This is a genomic window from Silvanigrella sp. (assembly GCF_044369315.1).
GTDB lineage: Bacteria > Bdellovibrionota_B > Oligoflexia > Silvanigrellales > Silvanigrellaceae > Silvanigrella.
The window spans coordinates 1-16,715 of the sequence record NZ_JBIPMD010000354.1; the positions used below are offsets into that span (position 1 = coordinate 1).

General features: G+C 29.6%; 23 protein-coding genes. 19 read left to right on the top strand and 4 right to left on the bottom strand.

Annotation, left to right across the window (positions count from 1 at the left end; all coding sequences use genetic code 11):
• Positions 1 to 238 precede the first annotated feature (238 nt).
• The 4 genes from ACIQ56_RS16745 to ACIQ56_RS16760 all read right to left on the bottom strand — a co-directional run bounded on the left by ACIQ56_RS16745 (position 239) and on the right by ACIQ56_RS16760 (position 1,783).
• Entirely contained in the window at positions 239 to 544 is a 306-nt protein-coding gene (locus tag ACIQ56_RS16745; RefSeq protein ID WP_397602175.1) for a hypothetical protein, read from the bottom strand.
• Positions 545 to 608: 64 nt separating this feature from the next.
• On the bottom strand, positions 609 to 986 hold the full coding sequence (locus tag ACIQ56_RS16750; RefSeq protein ID WP_397602176.1) for a hypothetical protein: 378 nt from the start codon (positions 984 to 986) through the stop codon (positions 609 to 611).
• A gap of 114 nt (positions 987 to 1,100) precedes the next feature.
• Positions 1,101 to 1,490: a type II toxin-antitoxin system VapC family toxin gene (locus ACIQ56_RS16755; protein WP_397602177.1), complete on the bottom strand. Its 390-nt coding sequence runs from the start codon at positions 1,488 to 1,490 to the stop codon at positions 1,101 to 1,103.
• A gap of 2 nt (positions 1,491 to 1,492) precedes the next feature.
• Complete coding sequence (locus ACIQ56_RS16760; RefSeq protein WP_397602178.1) at positions 1,493 to 1,783, bottom strand: AbrB/MazE/SpoVT family DNA-binding domain-containing protein; 291 nt, start codon at positions 1,781 to 1,783, stop codon at positions 1,493 to 1,495.
• Between the two features lie 320 nt (positions 1,784 to 2,103).
• Between ACIQ56_RS16760 and terL the strand changes: the two genes are divergently transcribed.
• From terL to ACIQ56_RS16855, 19 genes are all read left to right on the top strand, one after another.
• On the top strand, positions 2,104 to 3,549 hold the full coding sequence (terL, locus tag ACIQ56_RS16765; protein ID WP_397602179.1) for a phage terminase large subunit: 1,446 nt from the start codon (positions 2,104 to 2,106) through the stop codon (positions 3,547 to 3,549).
• Positions 3,539 to 4,846, top strand: a complete 1,308-nt coding sequence (locus tag ACIQ56_RS16770; protein WP_397602180.1) for a hypothetical protein — start codon at positions 3,539 to 3,541, stop codon at positions 4,844 to 4,846. Before terL ends, ACIQ56_RS16770 begins: the two co-directional genes overlap by 11 nt.
• Complete coding sequence (locus ACIQ56_RS16775) at positions 4,840 to 5,658, top strand: phage minor head protein (RefSeq protein WP_397602181.1); 819 nt, start codon at positions 4,840 to 4,842, stop codon at positions 5,656 to 5,658. Before ACIQ56_RS16770 ends, ACIQ56_RS16775 begins: the two co-directional genes overlap by 7 nt.
• Positions 5,659 to 5,669: 11 nt before the next feature.
• Positions 5,670 to 6,704: an XkdF-like putative serine protease domain-containing protein gene (locus ACIQ56_RS16780; protein ID WP_397602182.1), complete on the top strand. Its 1,035-nt coding sequence runs from the start codon at positions 5,670 to 5,672 to the stop codon at positions 6,702 to 6,704.
• 10 nt (positions 6,705 to 6,714) lie between these two features.
• Positions 6,715 to 7,077: a hypothetical protein gene (locus tag ACIQ56_RS16785; protein WP_397602183.1), complete on the top strand. Its 363-nt coding sequence runs from the start codon at positions 6,715 to 6,717 to the stop codon at positions 7,075 to 7,077.
• A gap of 2 nt (positions 7,078 to 7,079) precedes the next feature.
• Positions 7,080 to 8,123: a hypothetical protein gene (locus ACIQ56_RS16790; protein WP_397602184.1), complete on the top strand. Its 1,044-nt coding sequence runs from the start codon at positions 7,080 to 7,082 to the stop codon at positions 8,121 to 8,123.
• A 3-nt stretch (positions 8,124 to 8,126) separates the two neighbouring features.
• Entirely contained in the window at positions 8,127 to 8,420 is a 294-nt protein-coding gene (locus ACIQ56_RS16795) for a hypothetical protein (RefSeq protein WP_397602185.1), read from the top strand.
• A 21-nt stretch (positions 8,421 to 8,441) separates the two neighbouring features.
• On the top strand, positions 8,442 to 8,864 hold the full coding sequence (locus ACIQ56_RS16800; protein WP_397602186.1) for a hypothetical protein: 423 nt from the start codon (positions 8,442 to 8,444) through the stop codon (positions 8,862 to 8,864).
• Positions 8,854 to 9,303: a hypothetical protein gene (locus tag ACIQ56_RS16805; protein WP_397602187.1), complete on the top strand. Its 450-nt coding sequence runs from the start codon at positions 8,854 to 8,856 to the stop codon at positions 9,301 to 9,303. Before ACIQ56_RS16800 ends, ACIQ56_RS16805 begins: the two co-directional genes overlap by 11 nt.
• A complete protein-coding gene (locus ACIQ56_RS16810) occupies positions 9,300 to 9,635 on the top strand; it encodes a hypothetical protein (protein ID WP_397602188.1) in 336 nt (111 codons plus the stop codon). The genes ACIQ56_RS16805 and ACIQ56_RS16810 overlap by 4 nt, the downstream gene beginning before the upstream one ends.
• Positions 9,622 to 10,095: an LIC_12616 family protein gene (locus ACIQ56_RS16815; protein WP_397602189.1), complete on the top strand. Its 474-nt coding sequence runs from the start codon at positions 9,622 to 9,624 to the stop codon at positions 10,093 to 10,095. Before ACIQ56_RS16810 ends, ACIQ56_RS16815 begins: the two co-directional genes overlap by 14 nt.
• Positions 10,082 to 11,137, top strand: a complete 1,056-nt coding sequence (locus ACIQ56_RS16820) for a DUF3383 family protein (RefSeq protein ID WP_397602190.1) — start codon at positions 10,082 to 10,084, stop codon at positions 11,135 to 11,137. The genes ACIQ56_RS16815 and ACIQ56_RS16820 overlap by 14 nt, the downstream gene beginning before the upstream one ends.
• Positions 11,138 to 11,147: 10 nt before the next feature.
• A complete protein-coding gene (locus ACIQ56_RS16825; protein ID WP_397602191.1) occupies positions 11,148 to 11,570 on the top strand; it encodes a phage structural protein in 423 nt (140 codons plus the stop codon).
• Between the two features lie 2 nt (positions 11,571 to 11,572).
• Complete coding sequence (locus tag ACIQ56_RS16830; RefSeq protein ID WP_397602192.1) at positions 11,573 to 12,031, top strand: phage tail assembly chaperone; 459 nt, start codon at positions 11,573 to 11,575, stop codon at positions 12,029 to 12,031.
• Positions 12,032 to 12,178: 147 nt separating this feature from the next.
• Positions 12,179 to 14,017, top strand: a complete 1,839-nt coding sequence (locus tag ACIQ56_RS16835) for a hypothetical protein (RefSeq protein WP_397602193.1) — start codon at positions 12,179 to 12,181, stop codon at positions 14,015 to 14,017.
• The gene (locus ACIQ56_RS16840; protein ID WP_397602194.1) at positions 14,017 to 14,700 is read left to right on the top strand and encodes a phage baseplate protein; all 684 of its coding nucleotides are present in this window, start codon (positions 14,017 to 14,019) and stop codon (positions 14,698 to 14,700) included. Before ACIQ56_RS16835 ends, ACIQ56_RS16840 begins: the two co-directional genes overlap by 1 nt.
• A complete protein-coding gene (locus ACIQ56_RS16845; RefSeq protein WP_397602195.1) occupies positions 14,697 to 15,053 on the top strand; it encodes a phage baseplate plug protein in 357 nt (118 codons plus the stop codon). Before ACIQ56_RS16840 ends, ACIQ56_RS16845 begins: the two co-directional genes overlap by 4 nt.
• On the top strand, positions 15,046 to 15,918 hold the full coding sequence (locus tag ACIQ56_RS16850; RefSeq protein ID WP_397602196.1) for a hypothetical protein: 873 nt from the start codon (positions 15,046 to 15,048) through the stop codon (positions 15,916 to 15,918). Before ACIQ56_RS16845 ends, ACIQ56_RS16850 begins: the two co-directional genes overlap by 8 nt.
• Positions 15,919 to 15,920: 2 nt before the next feature.
• Entirely contained in the window at positions 15,921 to 16,715 is a 795-nt protein-coding gene (locus ACIQ56_RS16855) for a Gp138 family membrane-puncturing spike protein (protein WP_397602197.1), read from the top strand.

Genomic DNA, 16,715 nt, shown 5'->3' on the forward strand with positions numbered 1-16,715 from the left:
AATTTAAAAGTCATTTGCCTATTTGGGAGCAATTTAGCTCCCTCGCTGGATAATTGCGCCTAGAGGGGACATTCTTGAAAAGTAACAACCCAATCTTTCGTAGCTCCTAATTATTTGCAACAGAACCGATATGATTAAGGTAGATTCATGAAAGTAAGGATCTAGGAGCATTCTAAAGCATAGATAAAGGCACTAAATATAAAACGTTAATTATATTATTATATTTTTATAATAATTATTAAGATTTTCTTTTTATTATATTTTCTGATTTTAAGAGAGAGTTTTCTAGCAAAACAGAAAACCATGATAATATCTCGCTCGGCTTTTCAATAGTTTTATATTTGCTTTTGTACCTTTTTAAATACATTTCAGAAATGATCGTGAGGACGTTCATTTGATCTTCTCTTAAATCTTCCCCAATCCAGCCATCGACTTCTTTAATTTTAATTGATTCAGCGATTTGTGAAATTACTTCGGCATATGTATTACAGTTTTTAATAATCCCTTTAACCTGCTCTTCAGGTATAAAACTACAAATACACATAACAAGGGAGTCCAAGTATTTTTTTAATAAAATTTTTTCGTTCTTATAAAGTTTCATAATTTTTTTAAAAATTCTTTAAAAGGTCTGAGCCAATTATCGGGGATTTTGTTCTTGGAGCAATAGGAGATGTTAAAACACTTTGAGAATGTTTCATTGCAAAAGAAAAAAACGCATCAAAAGTGTCGCTCTCAGGGTTGTCGGGGGTAATGTCAGCATTTTTTAAAAGTCCTGTATATATAGAAGCGAAATTGCTAGGAAGAAATTCTTCGACATTTTTTTCAGGTAACATCATTCTTGCAGAGACTGCCAAAATATACCACTTATTTAACTCATTTTCATCAAAACCAAGTTCACATGCGACCTCGTCGATGATAGAAGAAAATTCTTTGTTGACGATCTCGCGCATTTTTTTTCTAAAGTTTTTAATTTTTTTTTGACTCATAATATTAACCCTTTAATTGTATTATTTTTCATGGAATTATTTCCATAACATTTAATAATCATACAAAAAACATTTAACATTAAAGGGTTTAATTTGCAATATCATGGGGTTGTTTTAAAATAAAATAGACTTTTCATATTTGACAGCTTGATCTTTATCGCATGTCAATAATTCGCATTTATATTTGTCTGCTAATTTAACAAATAAAGAATCTGCTCCTCTAGTTTTGTACTTATAAATTATATCAAATACGTCTTCGTAATTATTATAACTATTATGTATATTAATAAGTGATTTTATTTCATCTATGTTTTCATTTAATTGTTTTTTATTTAGATTAAGTACTCTTGTAAAATAAGAAGCAATTTCTATTAAAATAAAATCTGGAGCAATAAACTCATGCATAGAGTCATAAAAATATTCTTTACATTTTTCGTGTTTTGGTTCAGTTGGAATCATTAAATTAATAAGAAAGCTAGTATCAACAACAACTTTTAAAATCATCCTCAAAATCTTCTTTCTTCTTTAATAAATTCATCTGAAGTAACTTCTTCTTTTTTGGATAAATCAATATTTTTAAAATGCTTCATAAACTTTTTTTTCTTTTCGAGAAGTTCTTTTTTAATAAGGTCATCATCTTTTTTAATTAAATATAAATTTCCGTTACTATCTGGTTTCACGATAAAAATAGTTCCTTTCGATATTTTAAGTTGCTCTCTTATTTCTTGTGGCAATCGTATGGATTCCCTTGAGTCGACGATAACTTCATATTCTTCTAGGTTTTTAACTGCATTCACTTAAAACCTCCTATATTTTCAGTAGGTTAAATACTGCTTTATTATATATCAAAATAATGGAATTGTCAATAATATTTATGACAAAATATTTAATGACATTAAAAATAATGACATTTTATAAAATTTGAGATAATTTTATTCAAGATTAAAAATCTAGCAATATTGTTTTTCTTATGTTCTGCATGGATAAATCAATTTTTTAAATGTGGATAACTCAAAATTTATGCAGCTTGCATAAAATATAGATTAAACTTATGCAACTTGCATATAAATAAGTCTTTACAAAATCTGCCATCCGTGATTACTTACGGAGGGTTCCAGTGGACTTTGATAAACAACTATTAAATTTAGAACATGAAATATATAGAAATAGTTTTGCGCCTTTTGTCAAAAATACTGTTCCGAATTATATAGATGGCTATTATTTAAATGACTATTTTTTTCAAATCCAACAATTTTATGATGATGTATTACAAGGAAAATCCCCTCGTTTAATTATTAATATGCCACCACGTCACTTAAAAAGCGAGACGGCAACAATTAGGCTTCCTCTTTTTGCAATGCTTAATAATCCACGTTTTGAAGTGATTATTGCTAGTGCAAATCAAGATCTATCAAATAAATTTTCGAGAATTTCAAGAGACCTTGTTGAGCATGATTATATAAAAAAATATTGGAATAATATTTCAGTAAATAAAAAATTAAAATCTGTAAAAGAATGGGGCTTAAGTAACGGATCAGTTTTAAAAGCTGTAGGAATTGGCGGACAAACTAACGGATATGGCGGCAATATTGTCATCTTAGATGACCCGATTAAATCATTAAGCGAGGCATTATCAAAAAATAAAAAAGATGATCAATATAATTGGCTGCAAACGGTTTTGTCACGAAGGCTCGCACCTGGTGGCGGAATTATTATTGTACTTACTCGCTGGGCAGAAGATGATGTCGCTGGCCGTTTAATAAAAGAATTTGGCGACCGTTGGAAAGTTGTGAAATATAAAGCGATAGCTGAGGAAGATGAAAGCTTTAGAAAAATAGGCGAAACCTTACATCCTACGCGTTTTAAATTGCAAGAAATGCTCGAAACTAAAAATTCGATGGCTCCTGAACATTGGCAAGCTTTGTATCAACAAAACCCAAGATTGCTTGAAGGGAATTTATTTAAAAAATATTATTTTGATAATAATCGCTATCATCCTTCACAACTTCCAAAAGAATTTGATTATATTTTTTCATCATGGGATTTTCCTTTCAAAAAGAATGCAACATCTGATTTTGTTGCTGGACTTACTTTTGGAATGAAAAGAAATAAAGCTTTTCTTCTTAATATTATCAATAAAAGATTAGGATTTATAGATACTGTTAATGTAGTTCTAGATGAATATTATAAATACAAAACCAATGCAATTGTAATTGAAGCAAAAGCAAATGGAGAAGCAGTTGCCGATGCAATAAAAGATAAAGTTACTGGCATAATCATGGTAAATCCATGTGAAGATAAAGTAACAAGAGGCAATGCTATTACATCAAATTTAGAAGCTGGTGATGTTCTTTTTCCAACTGAAGAAGATTTGCCTGAAATGCTTGTTCTTACTGATCAAGCGTTAGGCTTTCCAAGAGCAGCAAAAGACGATCTTGTTGATGCCTTAACACAAGCCATAAGTCATGCGTTTCAAAAATTTCAAACAATATTAATTCCAACAAATTTTAATTTAGATATTGAATCTTTATATTATAAGAGTGAATTTACTTATGATTTCTGAAGAAAAAGAGGAAATAATAGAAAAAAAAGAAAGCTATATTGAGCTAGGAGAAACTGGCCTGCTTCAAAGCTGTGGTTATATATATGAAGATTTTATCCCAGAATTAAGATCGGAAAATAAAGCACACATTTTTGATGAGATGAGAAAAGGCGATATTTTTAGCCCAAGTATTCATTTATTAAATCAATTACTAATGAATATAAAATGGAAAATGGAAGTAAATAAATCACCTAGAGAAGCGGATCTTTGTTGGTCAATGTTTGAAGATATGGAAAAACCATTTCAGCAATGCCTTGAAGATTTTATCACATTTATTCCATTTGGTTTTAGTCTATGTGAAAAAATTTGGAAAAAAAGATTGGGATGTAATGTTGAAGACAAAAGATTTTATTCAAAAAATAATCATAAAGATGGTTTGATTGCTCCAAGAAAACTTCCCTTGCGTTCGCAAAAAACAATTCATAAATGGGAATTTGACAGATATGGAACTATTCTAGGGGCTTATCAAATTAGCCCATTTAATGGAAAAGAAATATATATACCAATTGAAAAACTATTGCATTTCAGAACTACGACAGAGGGTGATAACCCTGAAGGTTTATCAATTATGCGTGGTTCTTACGATAATTATCAAATAGTCAAAAAATTAAAAAGAATAGAAGCCATTGGCGTTGAAAAAGATTTTGTGGGCGTTCCTGTTTTGCGTATTCCTGCAAAAATCATGGCAAGCGATGCCTCAGACAAAGAAAAAGAACTTTGTGCAGGACTTAAAAAACAAGGTGCAAATGTAAAGAAAAACACTCAATCCGTTCACGTGTTACCTTCTGATACAGATGAAAAAGGAAAATATATATATGATATGCAACTACTTCAATCTGGGGGACAACGTTTAGTTGATACAAATATAATAATAGAACGTTACGAATCAAACATGGCAATTCAAATGCTCACAGATTTTTTATTTATGGGAGCTAAAAAAGCAGGTGGTACATACAACCTAGCCGAAGTAAAAATAGAATTATTCGTACAATCTCTTGAACATTATTTAGATGTAATAGAAACGGTTTTAAATGACTCTTTAATACCTGATATATATGATAAAAATGGATGGGATAAAACAAATATCTGTAAATTAAAACATGGTGCAGTTGATACATTAAATTTTGAAAAATTTGCAAATGGCGTGATGAAACTTGCACAAGTAGGAATTATTACCAACGAAAAGAAAGTTGAAAAAGAAGCAAGAAGACGTTGTAATATTGCGCAAATAGATGAGATAGAGGAGAAAATATGCTGACTGCTGATTTTCTCATGTCAAAAATGGAAAGAGAATATAAAGAATTATTTCTTGATGTTGTTTCACATGTTAAGCAAGAAATAGATTTCAATGATATTGTTCAAGCCATAGAAGATAAAAATTTAAATAAGCTTACTAAAGCAACACGATTCGATGATTTTAAAAATTATTTATCTCAATTTAAACCTTTAATATTAAACACTATCAATCTAGCTGCTGAAAATACAGAAAAAAAGAGAAAAGTTATTTTAGATCTAGATCGTGAAATTGTTTCAAAAGAATTAAAGCTTATAGATAAACATTTTATTGATAATATAACCAATCAACAAAAAGAAAATATCGAAAATATTTTAAGAGAAGGTCTTGACCAGCAATTATCATATAAATATATAGCAAAAAAAATAGAAAATAATATTGGCTTGAATAGGGTTCAAGTTGAGGCATTAAATAAACTGGAAAAGAATTTAATATCTAATAATACTAGTCAAAATGTGATTACAAAAATATTAGAAAATAAAGCAAAAACAATGCTTAAAATTAGAAGCGAAAATATAGCACTCACAGAATCGGCAAGAGCTGTTTCTTATGGTCGTTATTTAATGCAACAACAAATGTATGAAGATGGCGATATTTCAGCAAATACAATTCAAAAATGGTTGACCGCACGGGATGAAAGACAATGTCATTTGTGCGGAAGTTTAAATAATGTGGAAGCAAAAATGAATGAAAATTTTATTGCTAGCAGCGGATTTTCTGCAAGGTCTCCAATTTTGCATAACGGTTGCCGCTGCATAGTTATTATTTTAATCTGAAAGGAAAAAAAATGGATTATTTTAGTTACGTTACAAAATCAATAGATGTAAGCGACGATTTTAAATATATTACTGGCCTAATTATTCAACCTAATGTTGTAGATTATGAAGGTCATTATTTTACAGAGCAAGCAATAGAAAAAGCAGCTAATGATTTTTTAAAAGAAAAAAAACTACAGATTGGAAAAAATCACTACAAAATATCAGATGACTTATCAATGGTTCAATCAAGAGTTTTAGAAAATGAAGAGATATTTAATGATGTAGTAATTAAAAAAGGCTCTTGGGTTGGAAAATTTGAAATTCTTACTGATAAATTAAAAGATGAAATAAAAGAAGGTAAATATAACGGCTTTTCTATTGGTGGAAAAGGTGGCGGCCACAAGAAAATCAAAAAATCAAAAAACATAGATTCTAAATTTAATGAACTAACCGAAATCTCTGTATTAAAAGTAAACGAAATTTCGATAGTAGATATACCTGCTAACGAAACATATTTTTTATCGTTATCAAAAAGGAAAGATAAAATGGATTTTGAAGATATCAAAAAATCATTTTCTGAAGATAAAGATTTATTTAATAAACTTTTATCTGAATTTAATTTAACAAAAAAAGATGAAAATAAAAACGATGATGAAATAGAGCTATTAAAATCAGCTTCTCCAGCTCTTAAAGAATTTATTAAAAAACAAAATGAAAAAATGGAGAAAATAGAAAAAGCACAAAAAGAAACAAAAAGAAAGGAGTTTGAAACTAATTTTATTGAAATTAAAAAACATATGGCTATTGATGAAAGTTTAGAAGAAACTTTATTAAATATGTATTTAAATGACGATGAAAAATATATTCCAATTGAAAAAGCTTTTAAATGCGCTTTAAGTACAATTAAAAATAAAGATGATTTTGAATCTGTAGGCGCGGATAACCCAGAAGATAAAACAACAACAGATCTAGATAAATATGAAATTGAAGCAATAAAAATATTAAAATCAAAACCAAATTTAACAAAAGAGCAAGCCTATGCAATGGCTATGGATGCTAAATAAGAGGTAACAAATGACAGTTTCAGGAACAGGCTTAGATATTGGCTATTTTATTTTAGCTGAAAAAGATATTGAACAGTATAGATTTTGCAGTATTAAAGATAGAAAAATTTATAAAGCTAAACTTGGGGAAGATGCTGACGGAATTACACAAGATGATTATTACAAAGATTGTCCTGTATTAGTCCGCTATTTTGGTTTTTCTCAAATTAAATGTGGTGCTGAAATAGCTACAGGAGATTTTCTTGCTTCTGATGCGGATGGCTGCGCAATTAAAGCAATAGAAAATCAAATTGTTTTAGGAAAAGCTTTAGAAAAGGGAACAAAAGGACAAATAATTGAAGTTTACATTCAAAAAAATATTAAAGGAAAATAAAAATGGAAGTGGATATCAAAACAAAACTAAGGCTTGCAAAAGCTTTAACAAATGTATCAGTTGCATATTTACAGAAAGATGAGGAATTTTTAGCTGACAAGGTGTTTCCTTCTGTTCCTGTAGAGGAAAGAAGTGATGTATATTATCAGTTTGATTCAAGCCAATTTTTGCAATCAAACGTTGAACAAGTTGCGCCAAAAGGGCAGGCTCCAATTATTGATATTACATTAGCTTCGCCCGTTTCTTACTATTGCCCTACATTTAAATTGGGTGTTGAAATTTCAACAGAGAAAATGAGAGAAATAGATAAAGTTCAAAATGTTGAAAAAGTTGCAACAAAAACATTAGCAAGAAATTTTTTAATTAAAAGAGAAAGAGAATTTGCAAAAGCTTTTTTCACAAAAGGACTTTGGCAAAATGATGTTGAAGGCGTTGAGAGTACAGCAAATAATCAATCAAAATTTAATTTTTGGAATAAAGAAACATCCTCACCGATTAAAGACGTAAAAAGTGCTAAATCATCAATTCACTTAAGAACAACTTTAACTCCTAATACAATGATATTGGGTTACAATGTATTTGATGCTTTGCTTGAGCATCGAGAAATTATTGCTCGTATCATTCACTCTGGATCAAATGATAATCCTTCAAAAGCAAATATTAATGTTCTTAAAAATTTATTTGAGCTAGAAAATATTTATATTAGTAAAGCTGTGCACAACTTGAGTCCTAACGGTAATTTTAATGTAGATGGTAATACATATGTTTGCGATCCAAATTCTGCACTGCTCTGTTACGTTCCTCCAGAAGCAGGGCTTGAAGTTCCCGCTTCTGGCTATACTTTTGAATATACAGGTGTCCAAGAATCAATGTTTGCGGGCAATTCTTTTAGTGCAAATGCAGGCAACGGAAGCGTAGGAACAAAAAGATATTTTGACGAAAGAAAATCCTGCTACGTCGTTGAAACTTGGGAAGCATATAACCATAAATTAATTGGAAAAGAACTAGGTTTCTTTTTATCTAATATTGTTAAAAAAGAAAAATAAAATATGAACAACTATAAAGTAACAACATCGGAAGATCTTTTTTTGCTAGTACCCCGTGGTCTAGCAATCGGTAGCCGTATTTTTAGCTTTGGCGAAAAAATAGATCCAAATTTGCTTAGTAATTGGGCGTTACAAATTTATTACACTAAAAAACTAATCGGCAATAAAAAAGAATTAGAGCTAACAGCGTTACTTTATAAAATTGATTTAAATGGCATTTTTAAAGAAGAAAAAAAAGAAAATGAGTATGAGTTAGTAAAAAATAAAGAAACGTTAAAATCTCTTAAAAAACATTAAATTTTTGAAATGGTATAAATTATGGCATTTTCGTATTCGGGCGACCCTGCAAAATCAAAATTAGATGAGATCCGATTTTTGCTACAAGACACGGACGAGGCTGACGCTCTATTGTCGGATCAAGAAATAAATTTTCTTATAAAAAAATATAACTCAACAGCCTGTTTAGTTACCGAAGCTTGCAAAATTTTATTAGCAAAATTTTCACGATATATCGACGAAACTAATGGAAAAGTTTCTTTCAAATACTCTCAACTATCTGAAAATTATAGGCAATTATTAAAAGAATATGAAACCAAGCTATGCGAGGCTCCCAGTATATATATAGGGGGAGTTTATGAGAAAGATTACCAAGAAAATCAACGTGATAGGAATTTAGTTAAACCTCAATTTGATGATTTTATTGGTGATAATCCAAGGGTGAAGAGATACAATGACAACTAAAATCATTATAAATAAAGAAAAGTTTAATAAATTAAAGCAAGCCCTTCTTGAAGCTTCAGGAGCCTGTTTAAAAGTTGGTTTTTTTGATGGGCAAAAAGCTAAAAATTCAAAACTAACATTAGCAACTATTGCCAAAATTAATGAGTATGGAAATAAAAAAATACCCTCTCGTCCATTTATGCGTCAAGCATTAATTAAGAATAATAATTTTAAATCGCAATTAGAAGATGCGTTTAAAAACATAATTAATTTAAAAATAGGGTTCCGACCTGCACTAAGAAAAGTGGGCGTTTTTGCTATGCAGGAAATTCAAAAGCAATTTACGGACGGGAATTTTAAAGAAAATAGTAAAAGAACAATAAATAAAAAGCGTTCTAGCCGTCCATTAATTGAAAAAGGGCAGCTTAGAAGATCTGTAAGCTGGAGGGTTGAAAAGTGAAAACTATCAAGCCTAAAAAATTTATTGTTACTCGTTCCGTTGGTGATTTTGTTGAAGGTATATATCAAATAAATACCAATGAAAAAATAGAATTATATGCTACTTGTCAGCCATATCAAGGGAATAGATTGACTATTGATAGAGATTTACAAAATATAAAATCATCTATTATTTTAATATCAGACCTTAAAAATGAGTTTAAAATAAAAGATAAATTTAACTATAATGATTTAGATTACGAAGTTAAAATTATAGATAAATATGATATAGGCAGGTCTTCGCATTTTGAATGTATTGCGTTTAGTTATGAGGTTATCAATGATAATCATTAAACAAATGAGAGACATTCAAAAAATATTATCTAAATATTTAGACACTAAATATGTTGTTTATTCAGAACAAGAATTTAAAAAACCTTTAAATGATTATTCTTGTATGAAATTACTTTCCTATGAACCTGTAGGTTTTTCTGAAAAAGTAAATCAAGATAATCAATACATTTATAAAAAACAAAGAATGAATATGGTTTTACAATTTGATTGTTTAGGACAAAATGCAAGTGAAATGGCAATAAAATTAATTAATTTAAAATCAAATTCGGATATAAGAAATGAGTTAATAAATTTAAATATTTCTTGGTTAAAAAATTCAGCAATTATAAATACAACTGAATTAAATGAAACAGAATCAATAAAACCAAGATTAACTTTTGAAGCTTATTTTAAGACAATAGAAGAAATAAAAGAAAAAATATATTTTATTAAAAAGGTAGAAATAAATGGCAAATCTTGATGATATAATGGAATTAACAGTAATAAGCGAATTAAAAGCACCAGATAAAACAAGTTTTAACATTGCTTTATTTATTGCTGATACAGCACCGCAAACATTTACAGATATGTTTAGGTTTTATAAGGAACCAAAAGAATTAATTGCAGATGGTTTTTTAATAACAGATAAAGCTTATATTGCAGCTAGTTCATATTTTGCACAAAGTCCGCGGCCAAGTAAATTAATGGTGGCACCTCTTACAAAAAAAGATGATAAAAGTGTCGATGATATAATAACATGTATTACAAAAATAACAGATGTAAATAACTCATGGTATGCGTTAGGGATTTATTCAAAAACCCCTGATGATGTTTTAAATGTTGCAAGATACATTGAAACAACAAAAAAAATGTTTTTAACATCAACAAATTCAAAAGATGTTAGTGATACCCCATATAAAGAAAATTCAAAAGATATTGGTTCTTTACTTAAGAAAAATTCTTTTAAAAGTTCAGGAATTATTTTTTCAAATGATTCAGACAAATATCCTGAAATGGGAGCGATTGGACTTGCTATGGCATATGATGCAGGAACAGCAACGCTTGCGTATAAAACAATTGTAGGAATTAAACCCGATTATATTTCAACAACTAAATATAATAATTTGGAATCTAAAAACGTTAACACCTATGAAGAAATTTCGGGAATAAATGTTTTAAGGTATGGAAAATTTTCTGCTGGAAATTTTATTGATATTAAAATAACTATGGATTTTATTAATGCAAGAATTCAGGAATGCTTTTACTCGTTGTTAACTAAAAAAGATAAAATTTTATATTCTAAAGTTGGACTTATGCAGCTAGAATCTAAATTTATTGAATTTCTTGATTATGCTGCAAAAACGAAAAAAATAATTGATGAAAATTATAAAATAAATATGCCTGATATTAGCAAGATTTCTGATGATGATAAAATTAATGGTGTTTTATCAGATGTTTCTTACGAGTTTACAGTGCTCGGATCTATTGTTAAAATAAAAGCAAAAGTTATATATAAAATATAAGGAAATAAAAATGATTTACAATCCAGAATGTTACATTTTGCTAATCGGTGGTGCTGAAGTTGACGGTTTTTCTGATGGGACAGCTATAAAAATTCAACGCTCTGTCGAGGTTTATAAATTAAAAAGTGGAATTAAAGGGGATGTGGTAGAAATAAAAAACCCAAATAAAACGGGAACTATGAAGCTAAATATATTTTCAACATCTCCAACAAATCTAGCGTTTTCTGGTTTATTAAATGCAGATGAAATAGTCACAAACGGAACAAAAAGAATTCCAATTGTCTTAAGACACACGAATGGAGCAACGGCCGTTACTGCAATGGGTCGCATTGTTAAATGGCCAGAACTACAAGTTGATGCGGATGAAAAAGCGATTGAATGGGAATTTAGCTTAACAGATTTAAGAATAAATATTGCGGGAGTTAAAGATTAAAAATGGAAAATACAAATATTTTAGAATTAAAAATTGATGATCATACTTACAAAGTGCACAGGTTAGGGACAAAAGATAGATATGATTTAATGATGAAATGTTTATCTTCTTTAAGTGTTGTTGCTAGCAGCTTTAAGCAAGTGGAAAAAACAACTAGCTATAAATTAGAAAATAAAGACAAAGATATTGACGCAATTATAGATAAAATAATTAATAAATTAGATTTTGATACAGTTTCTTATTTTGTAAAAAAGTGTTCTGAAAATAATTTTGGAATAGATGAAAAAAAATTAAATGAAATGTCTGTTCTAACAATTATTGAATTATTTGTTCATATCATTAAGCATAATTGTTTATCTGAAATCCTAAAAAAAGATATCGGGGGAGTGATCGAGCGAGTAGTTGGGTCAAGTCACTCTCTCGTAGAATGGCTGAAGAAAGTACAACTGACCCCGCAATAATGCGCATTTGTTACGAGTATAAAATATCAAAGACGCAATTATTTAATCAATTTACACTAGAAGATATTATGGACACACTAGAGCAGTTTGAGAAAAATGCAGAATTTGAATACCAATATAATAAAGAAATAGAGAGTAAATATAACAATGGCAAGTAATTTATTAGCTGATTTTTTTGCTAAGTTTACAATTGATTTTGAAAAAAACGGCATGACCAATATCGAAAATGAAATGAATAAAGGCCGAGAATCCGTTGATAAATTTGGACAATCTGTTGATAAAGTTTCTGCTGTAATGGGTAAATTAAAATTAGTTATTGCTGGATTTGTAGGATTTGAAGCAATCAAAAAAACATTTGACGTAAACGCAGGTCTTGAAAATACTAAAAACCAGCTTATTAATGCGACAAAATCCCCAGAAATAGCAACGGCTCAGTTGCAAAAAGTTATTGATTTCGCCCATAAATCAAGAATGTCGATAAAGCATTTAACAGATGAATTCGGTAAATTCCAACAGCAGATGTCGTTCTCTGATATTAGCGTGGATAAATCACTAGAAGTCTACAAAAAATTACAAGTTGCTTATGCTGGTGCAAGCATAAGTGATCCAGCAACGTTGCAACGAGTGCAAAAAGGGGTGACTGATTTTATCGCTGGTACTGCTTCAATGGCTGAATTAAAGCAACGAGAGCTAGGCGATGACACAATTATTTTGCAGGAAATTGAAAAAAGACTCGGTGGTAAAAAAGTAGCTGATGCAAAATTAAAAGGGATGACAGCCGAACAACGAGCAGAGCTTATAAGTGACTCTGGTTATTCGGTCTATAAAGATGGTGTGGAAGCTTATTTAAAAAGCCCAAAAGCTGCATTAATTAATTTTAAAAATGAAATTTTTTTGTTGCAAGAGCAAATAGGAAATTCTGGTTTTACAAAACTAGCGGTTAAAGCATTAAATTTTTTTTCGCTAACAATGAAAGCTTTAAAACCTGTTATTGAAATTACGGGATATATAATTGAAGGATTTTTTGAATCGTTTAAAAAAGCTCCTGCTATTATGTGGTCAGTTGTTGGCGCAATTACCGCTATAACATTAGCATTAAATGCAAATAAAATTGCAATGCTAGCAAATATTGTTGTAACAAATATTATGATTATAGTTGATGGTTTACTTGCTATTGCAGCAGGAAAAGCGGCAATTGCGGAAATTCTAATGACTCTACCGCTTTGGTTAATTGTTGCGGGAGTTATTGCCGTTGTTGCTGTTATTGCTTTATTAGTTGAAGATATCATGACCCATTTTCAAGGTGGTAAATCTGTTTTTGGATTAGTTGTTAATAAATTAAAAGAGCTTTTTAACTCATTTTTAAACTGGTTTTCAAATTTAGGAACTAAAATATCAAATTGGATTTATAATAATTCAATTGAATGGGTTAACAAATTTTCAGTATTTGGAACTAAAATATCTCTATGGTTACAATCTATAACTAAAAAATTTGTTGATAAATTCGCTGATTTTGGTCTGATAATAGGGAAAAATATTTTTAGTGCTTTTACCATAGTCAAAGATTTTCTTATTAATATATTTACTACAATTAAAGATAAATATTTTGAGTATGTGATAAACCCAATAATTAAATTTGCAAGTAAAATATCAGGAAAGCTAGGAAAAGTATTTGAAAATATAAAAGCTGAATTTGTTGAGATTAGCCCGAAAATAAATCAACCTAAACTTAATGAAATATTAGCAAATGTTATTCCTAAAGCTGAAAATTATCGTGACTATAGATCAGCCGCTCCTATGATTTATCCAATGCAAAAACCTAACAATAATGTAACAAGTACATATTCACCAAATATTAATATAAACGTAACATCAAATAATGCTTTAAATGAAAATGATTTAGCTTCAAAAATTAAATTGCATTTAACCGATGCAATAGATTCTCATTATTCGCTTTCACTTGCAGATGCTACAGGAGGCGGCTAATGGGATTTGCTTTTATTATGGATAGCAACGGGAACTCGCTTGATATTCATTGTTGCAATAAATATTCACCATCGCACAGTGCTAAAGTCTCAGAAAAGCCAATTGGTAACGGCAATACTACGTCGGATATGAGAACATTAGAAAATTTAAAGATAAGTCTTGATTGCATTATATCAAATACTCCTTCTTTTTATGCTAATGATGATGAAATAAAAGTAAAACCAAAAAGCGGATTTTTTAACGCAATTGATCAACTAATAAATGGGAATACAACATCGAATTCAACAATTGAAGTTAAAGAAAATGATGAAAATGATTATATTTCAGAAGGCAGAAAATACTTAGAAGAGCTTAATAAATCAAAAGAAGTTTTTTCATTATTTCTTTCTGACCGTGAAGAAATTAAAGACCTCGTTTTAACAAAATTTGATTATGATGAGACAGAAGAAACAGGAAATTCATTTCAATTTAAACTAGAAATGAAGCAACTTATTTTTGTAAAATCAAAAACTACAAAAATGCCAAAAGCAAAAGAAAAACCTAAAGTTGAGAAGAAAAAAGACACGGGAAAGAATGACGTTAAAAAGGCTCCAGAAGAGAAAAAAAGTGCTGTTACTAAAATTTATGAGTCAGGAAAAGAAGGAGTTAAAAAAGCTGCAAATATTTTTGGTGGTGCATTGTGAAAGACTTTAACGAAATAATTATAAATGCAGATAGTTCATATTTTACACAGGTAACATCGTTTGATAATCAGGCTTACATTTTAGATTTTTGTTGGAACACAAGAGACGAACGCTGGCGACTAACAATAAAGAACATGAGAAATGAAAACATATTATTAAATATAAAAATATTGCCTTTTATTCCATTAGTAAAAAGATTTAAAATTGAAAACTTATTTAAAGGTGAAATTATCGGTTTTAATATTAAAAATATTGAACTATTGCCTACATTAGATAGTTTTGGAAAAGATTTTAAATTATTTTATCTTACAGAAAAAGAAATTCAAGAAATAAAAGAGAATAAATATGATTAAGTACGATAGAAAATATTTTCTTACAATAGGACAGCTTGGGCAATCTGGTTTTGAAATTTCAGAAAATGAAATTGAGTTTACTATTAAGAAAACGATTAAAAATGATAAAAAATTAAATTCTATGCAAATTAAAATAATTAATCTTGACACAGAATATAGAAATATTTTGTCCTCAAAGAAAAATTTAGTCCTTATTTTTAAGGCAGGTTATAAAGATGATGTAACGACAATATTTGAAGGTAAGATAACAAAATCATCATCAAAACACACAGGTATTGAATACGAAACAAATATAGAAGCGGTCGAAGGTTTCCTTGCTGCAAGAGATTCAAAAGTTTCAAAGTCCTTTCCTGCTGGAACAAATGCCTTAACAATTGTTAATTATTTATGTTCTGAGTTTTTAAAAAGTGAAAATGAAATGGCTATGGGGAGTGTTTATAACTCCGATATATTATCAAGTAAAATATATAGAAATGGTTATAGTTGTTGTGGATTAGTAAGGTCAGAATTAGCGAATATATTAGCAAGTGTAAATATGTCATTTTCAATTGAAAATAATCTTTTGTTTGTTTCTGCTAATAATAAGTCAACTCAAATGTTAGGAATTTTATTGGATTATTCTAGCGGACTGATTACTGCCGAAAAAACAAAAAATGACCCTGTAGTTTTAAAAGAAGAAAAAAAGCCAGTGGATGGTGTTAATTTTGAAGCCTATTTAACTGGTGGAATTAAAATATTATCAATGATCAAAATAGATAATGAAAAAGATGTAAACGCTGCTTTTAAAATTGTTGAGGTTGAACACAAGGGAAATTATTTAAGCGGCGATTGGTTAACTAAAGGTTTTGGTGTTGAGGTAAATTAAAAATGAGTTCGATTAGTGAAGTTATACATGCACATGTTGATAAAATATTAAACGAAATACACACAAGCTTTCCTGCAAAAATTTTGAGATATGATCATGATAGGCAAGTGGCCGACTTGCAGCCAACTATCAAAAAAAAATTTAGAGATGGGACGGTTTTAGATCTGCCCGTGCTTCATGACGTGCCAATTCTTTTTTATGCAGCGAAAGATTGCGTGATCGGATTGCCAGTGTCTGAGGGCGACACTGTCCTAGTTTTAATTTCTGAGCGGTCTATAGACGGCTGGCTACATTCGGACGGGGACGTTGTAGATCCCGATGATATTAGAAAGTTTAATTTATCCGATGCAGTAGCTTTTCCATGCTTAAGAGCAAGGCAAAAAATAGAGCCATTTGAAAAAGATTCTATTGAAATACGCCACGGTAAAAATATTTTGCGTTTATGCAGCTTGCATATATACATTTCAGCAGAAAAGCCTTTAAATATAAAAAGCAGCGATGAAGTAACAATCGAAGCTGCAAAATCAATTGAAATTAAAAGTGAACAAGCTCTTAATATTCAATGCAAAAATGCAAATATAAAAACTGAAAAAGTAACAATTGATGCGTCAATATCAAAATTTAATGGCGATATTGAGTGTAAAAATGTTGTTTGCAGTTCGCTAAAAGCTGAAACGAAAATAAGCGCAGGAGAAGATGTTACGGCAGCAAAAGAAACAGTTTCACTAGCAAAACATGTTCATGCTGGTGTTCTTTCGGGTCCTGCTTCAACTTCTCCGCCAAGTCCAACGGTGTAA

Coding starts and splice junctions, on each gene's coding strand:
- ACIQ56_RS16745 (WP_397602175.1), bottom strand. CDS start 544: ATGTGTATTTGTAGTTTTATACCTGAAGAGCAGGTTAAAGGGATTATT.
- ACIQ56_RS16825 (WP_397602191.1), top strand. CDS start 11,148: ATGATTTACAATCCAGAATGTTACATTTTGCTAATCGGTGGTGCTGAA.
- ACIQ56_RS16850 (WP_397602196.1), top strand. CDS start 15,046: ATGATTAAGTACGATAGAAAATATTTTCTTACAATAGGACAGCTTGGG.
- ACIQ56_RS16750 (WP_397602176.1), bottom strand. CDS start 986: ATGAGTCAAAAAAAAATTAAAAACTTTAGAAAAAAAATGCGCGAGATC.
- ACIQ56_RS16855 (WP_397602197.1), top strand. CDS start 15,921: ATGAGTTCGATTAGTGAAGTTATACATGCACATGTTGATAAAATATTA.
- ACIQ56_RS16770 (WP_397602180.1), top strand. CDS start 3,539: ATGATTTCTGAAGAAAAAGAGGAAATAATAGAAAAAAAAGAAAGCTAT.
- ACIQ56_RS16830 (WP_397602192.1), top strand. CDS start 11,573: ATGGAAAATACAAATATTTTAGAATTAAAAATTGATGATCATACTTAC.
- ACIQ56_RS16835 (WP_397602193.1), top strand. CDS start 12,179: ATGGCAAGTAATTTATTAGCTGATTTTTTTGCTAAGTTTACAATTGAT.
- ACIQ56_RS16820 (WP_397602190.1), top strand. CDS start 10,082: ATGGCAAATCTTGATGATATAATGGAATTAACAGTAATAAGCGAATTA.
- ACIQ56_RS16780 (WP_397602182.1), top strand. CDS start 5,670: ATGGATTATTTTAGTTACGTTACAAAATCAATAGATGTAAGCGACGAT.
- ACIQ56_RS16775 (WP_397602181.1), top strand. CDS start 4,840: ATGCTGACTGCTGATTTTCTCATGTCAAAAATGGAAAGAGAATATAAA.
- ACIQ56_RS16840 (WP_397602194.1), top strand. CDS start 14,017: ATGGGATTTGCTTTTATTATGGATAGCAACGGGAACTCGCTTGATATT.
- ACIQ56_RS16795 (WP_397602185.1), top strand. CDS start 8,127: ATGAACAACTATAAAGTAACAACATCGGAAGATCTTTTTTTGCTAGTA.
- ACIQ56_RS16785 (WP_397602183.1), top strand. CDS start 6,715: ATGACAGTTTCAGGAACAGGCTTAGATATTGGCTATTTTATTTTAGCT.
- ACIQ56_RS16755 (WP_397602177.1), bottom strand. CDS start 1,490: ATGATTTTAAAAGTTGTTGTTGATACTAGCTTTCTTATTAATTTAATG.
- ACIQ56_RS16800 (WP_397602186.1), top strand. CDS start 8,442: ATGGCATTTTCGTATTCGGGCGACCCTGCAAAATCAAAATTAGATGAG.
- ACIQ56_RS16790 (WP_397602184.1), top strand. CDS start 7,080: ATGGAAGTGGATATCAAAACAAAACTAAGGCTTGCAAAAGCTTTAACA.
- ACIQ56_RS16815 (WP_397602189.1), top strand. CDS start 9,622: ATGATAATCATTAAACAAATGAGAGACATTCAAAAAATATTATCTAAA.
- ACIQ56_RS16805 (WP_397602187.1), top strand. CDS start 8,854: ATGACAACTAAAATCATTATAAATAAAGAAAAGTTTAATAAATTAAAG.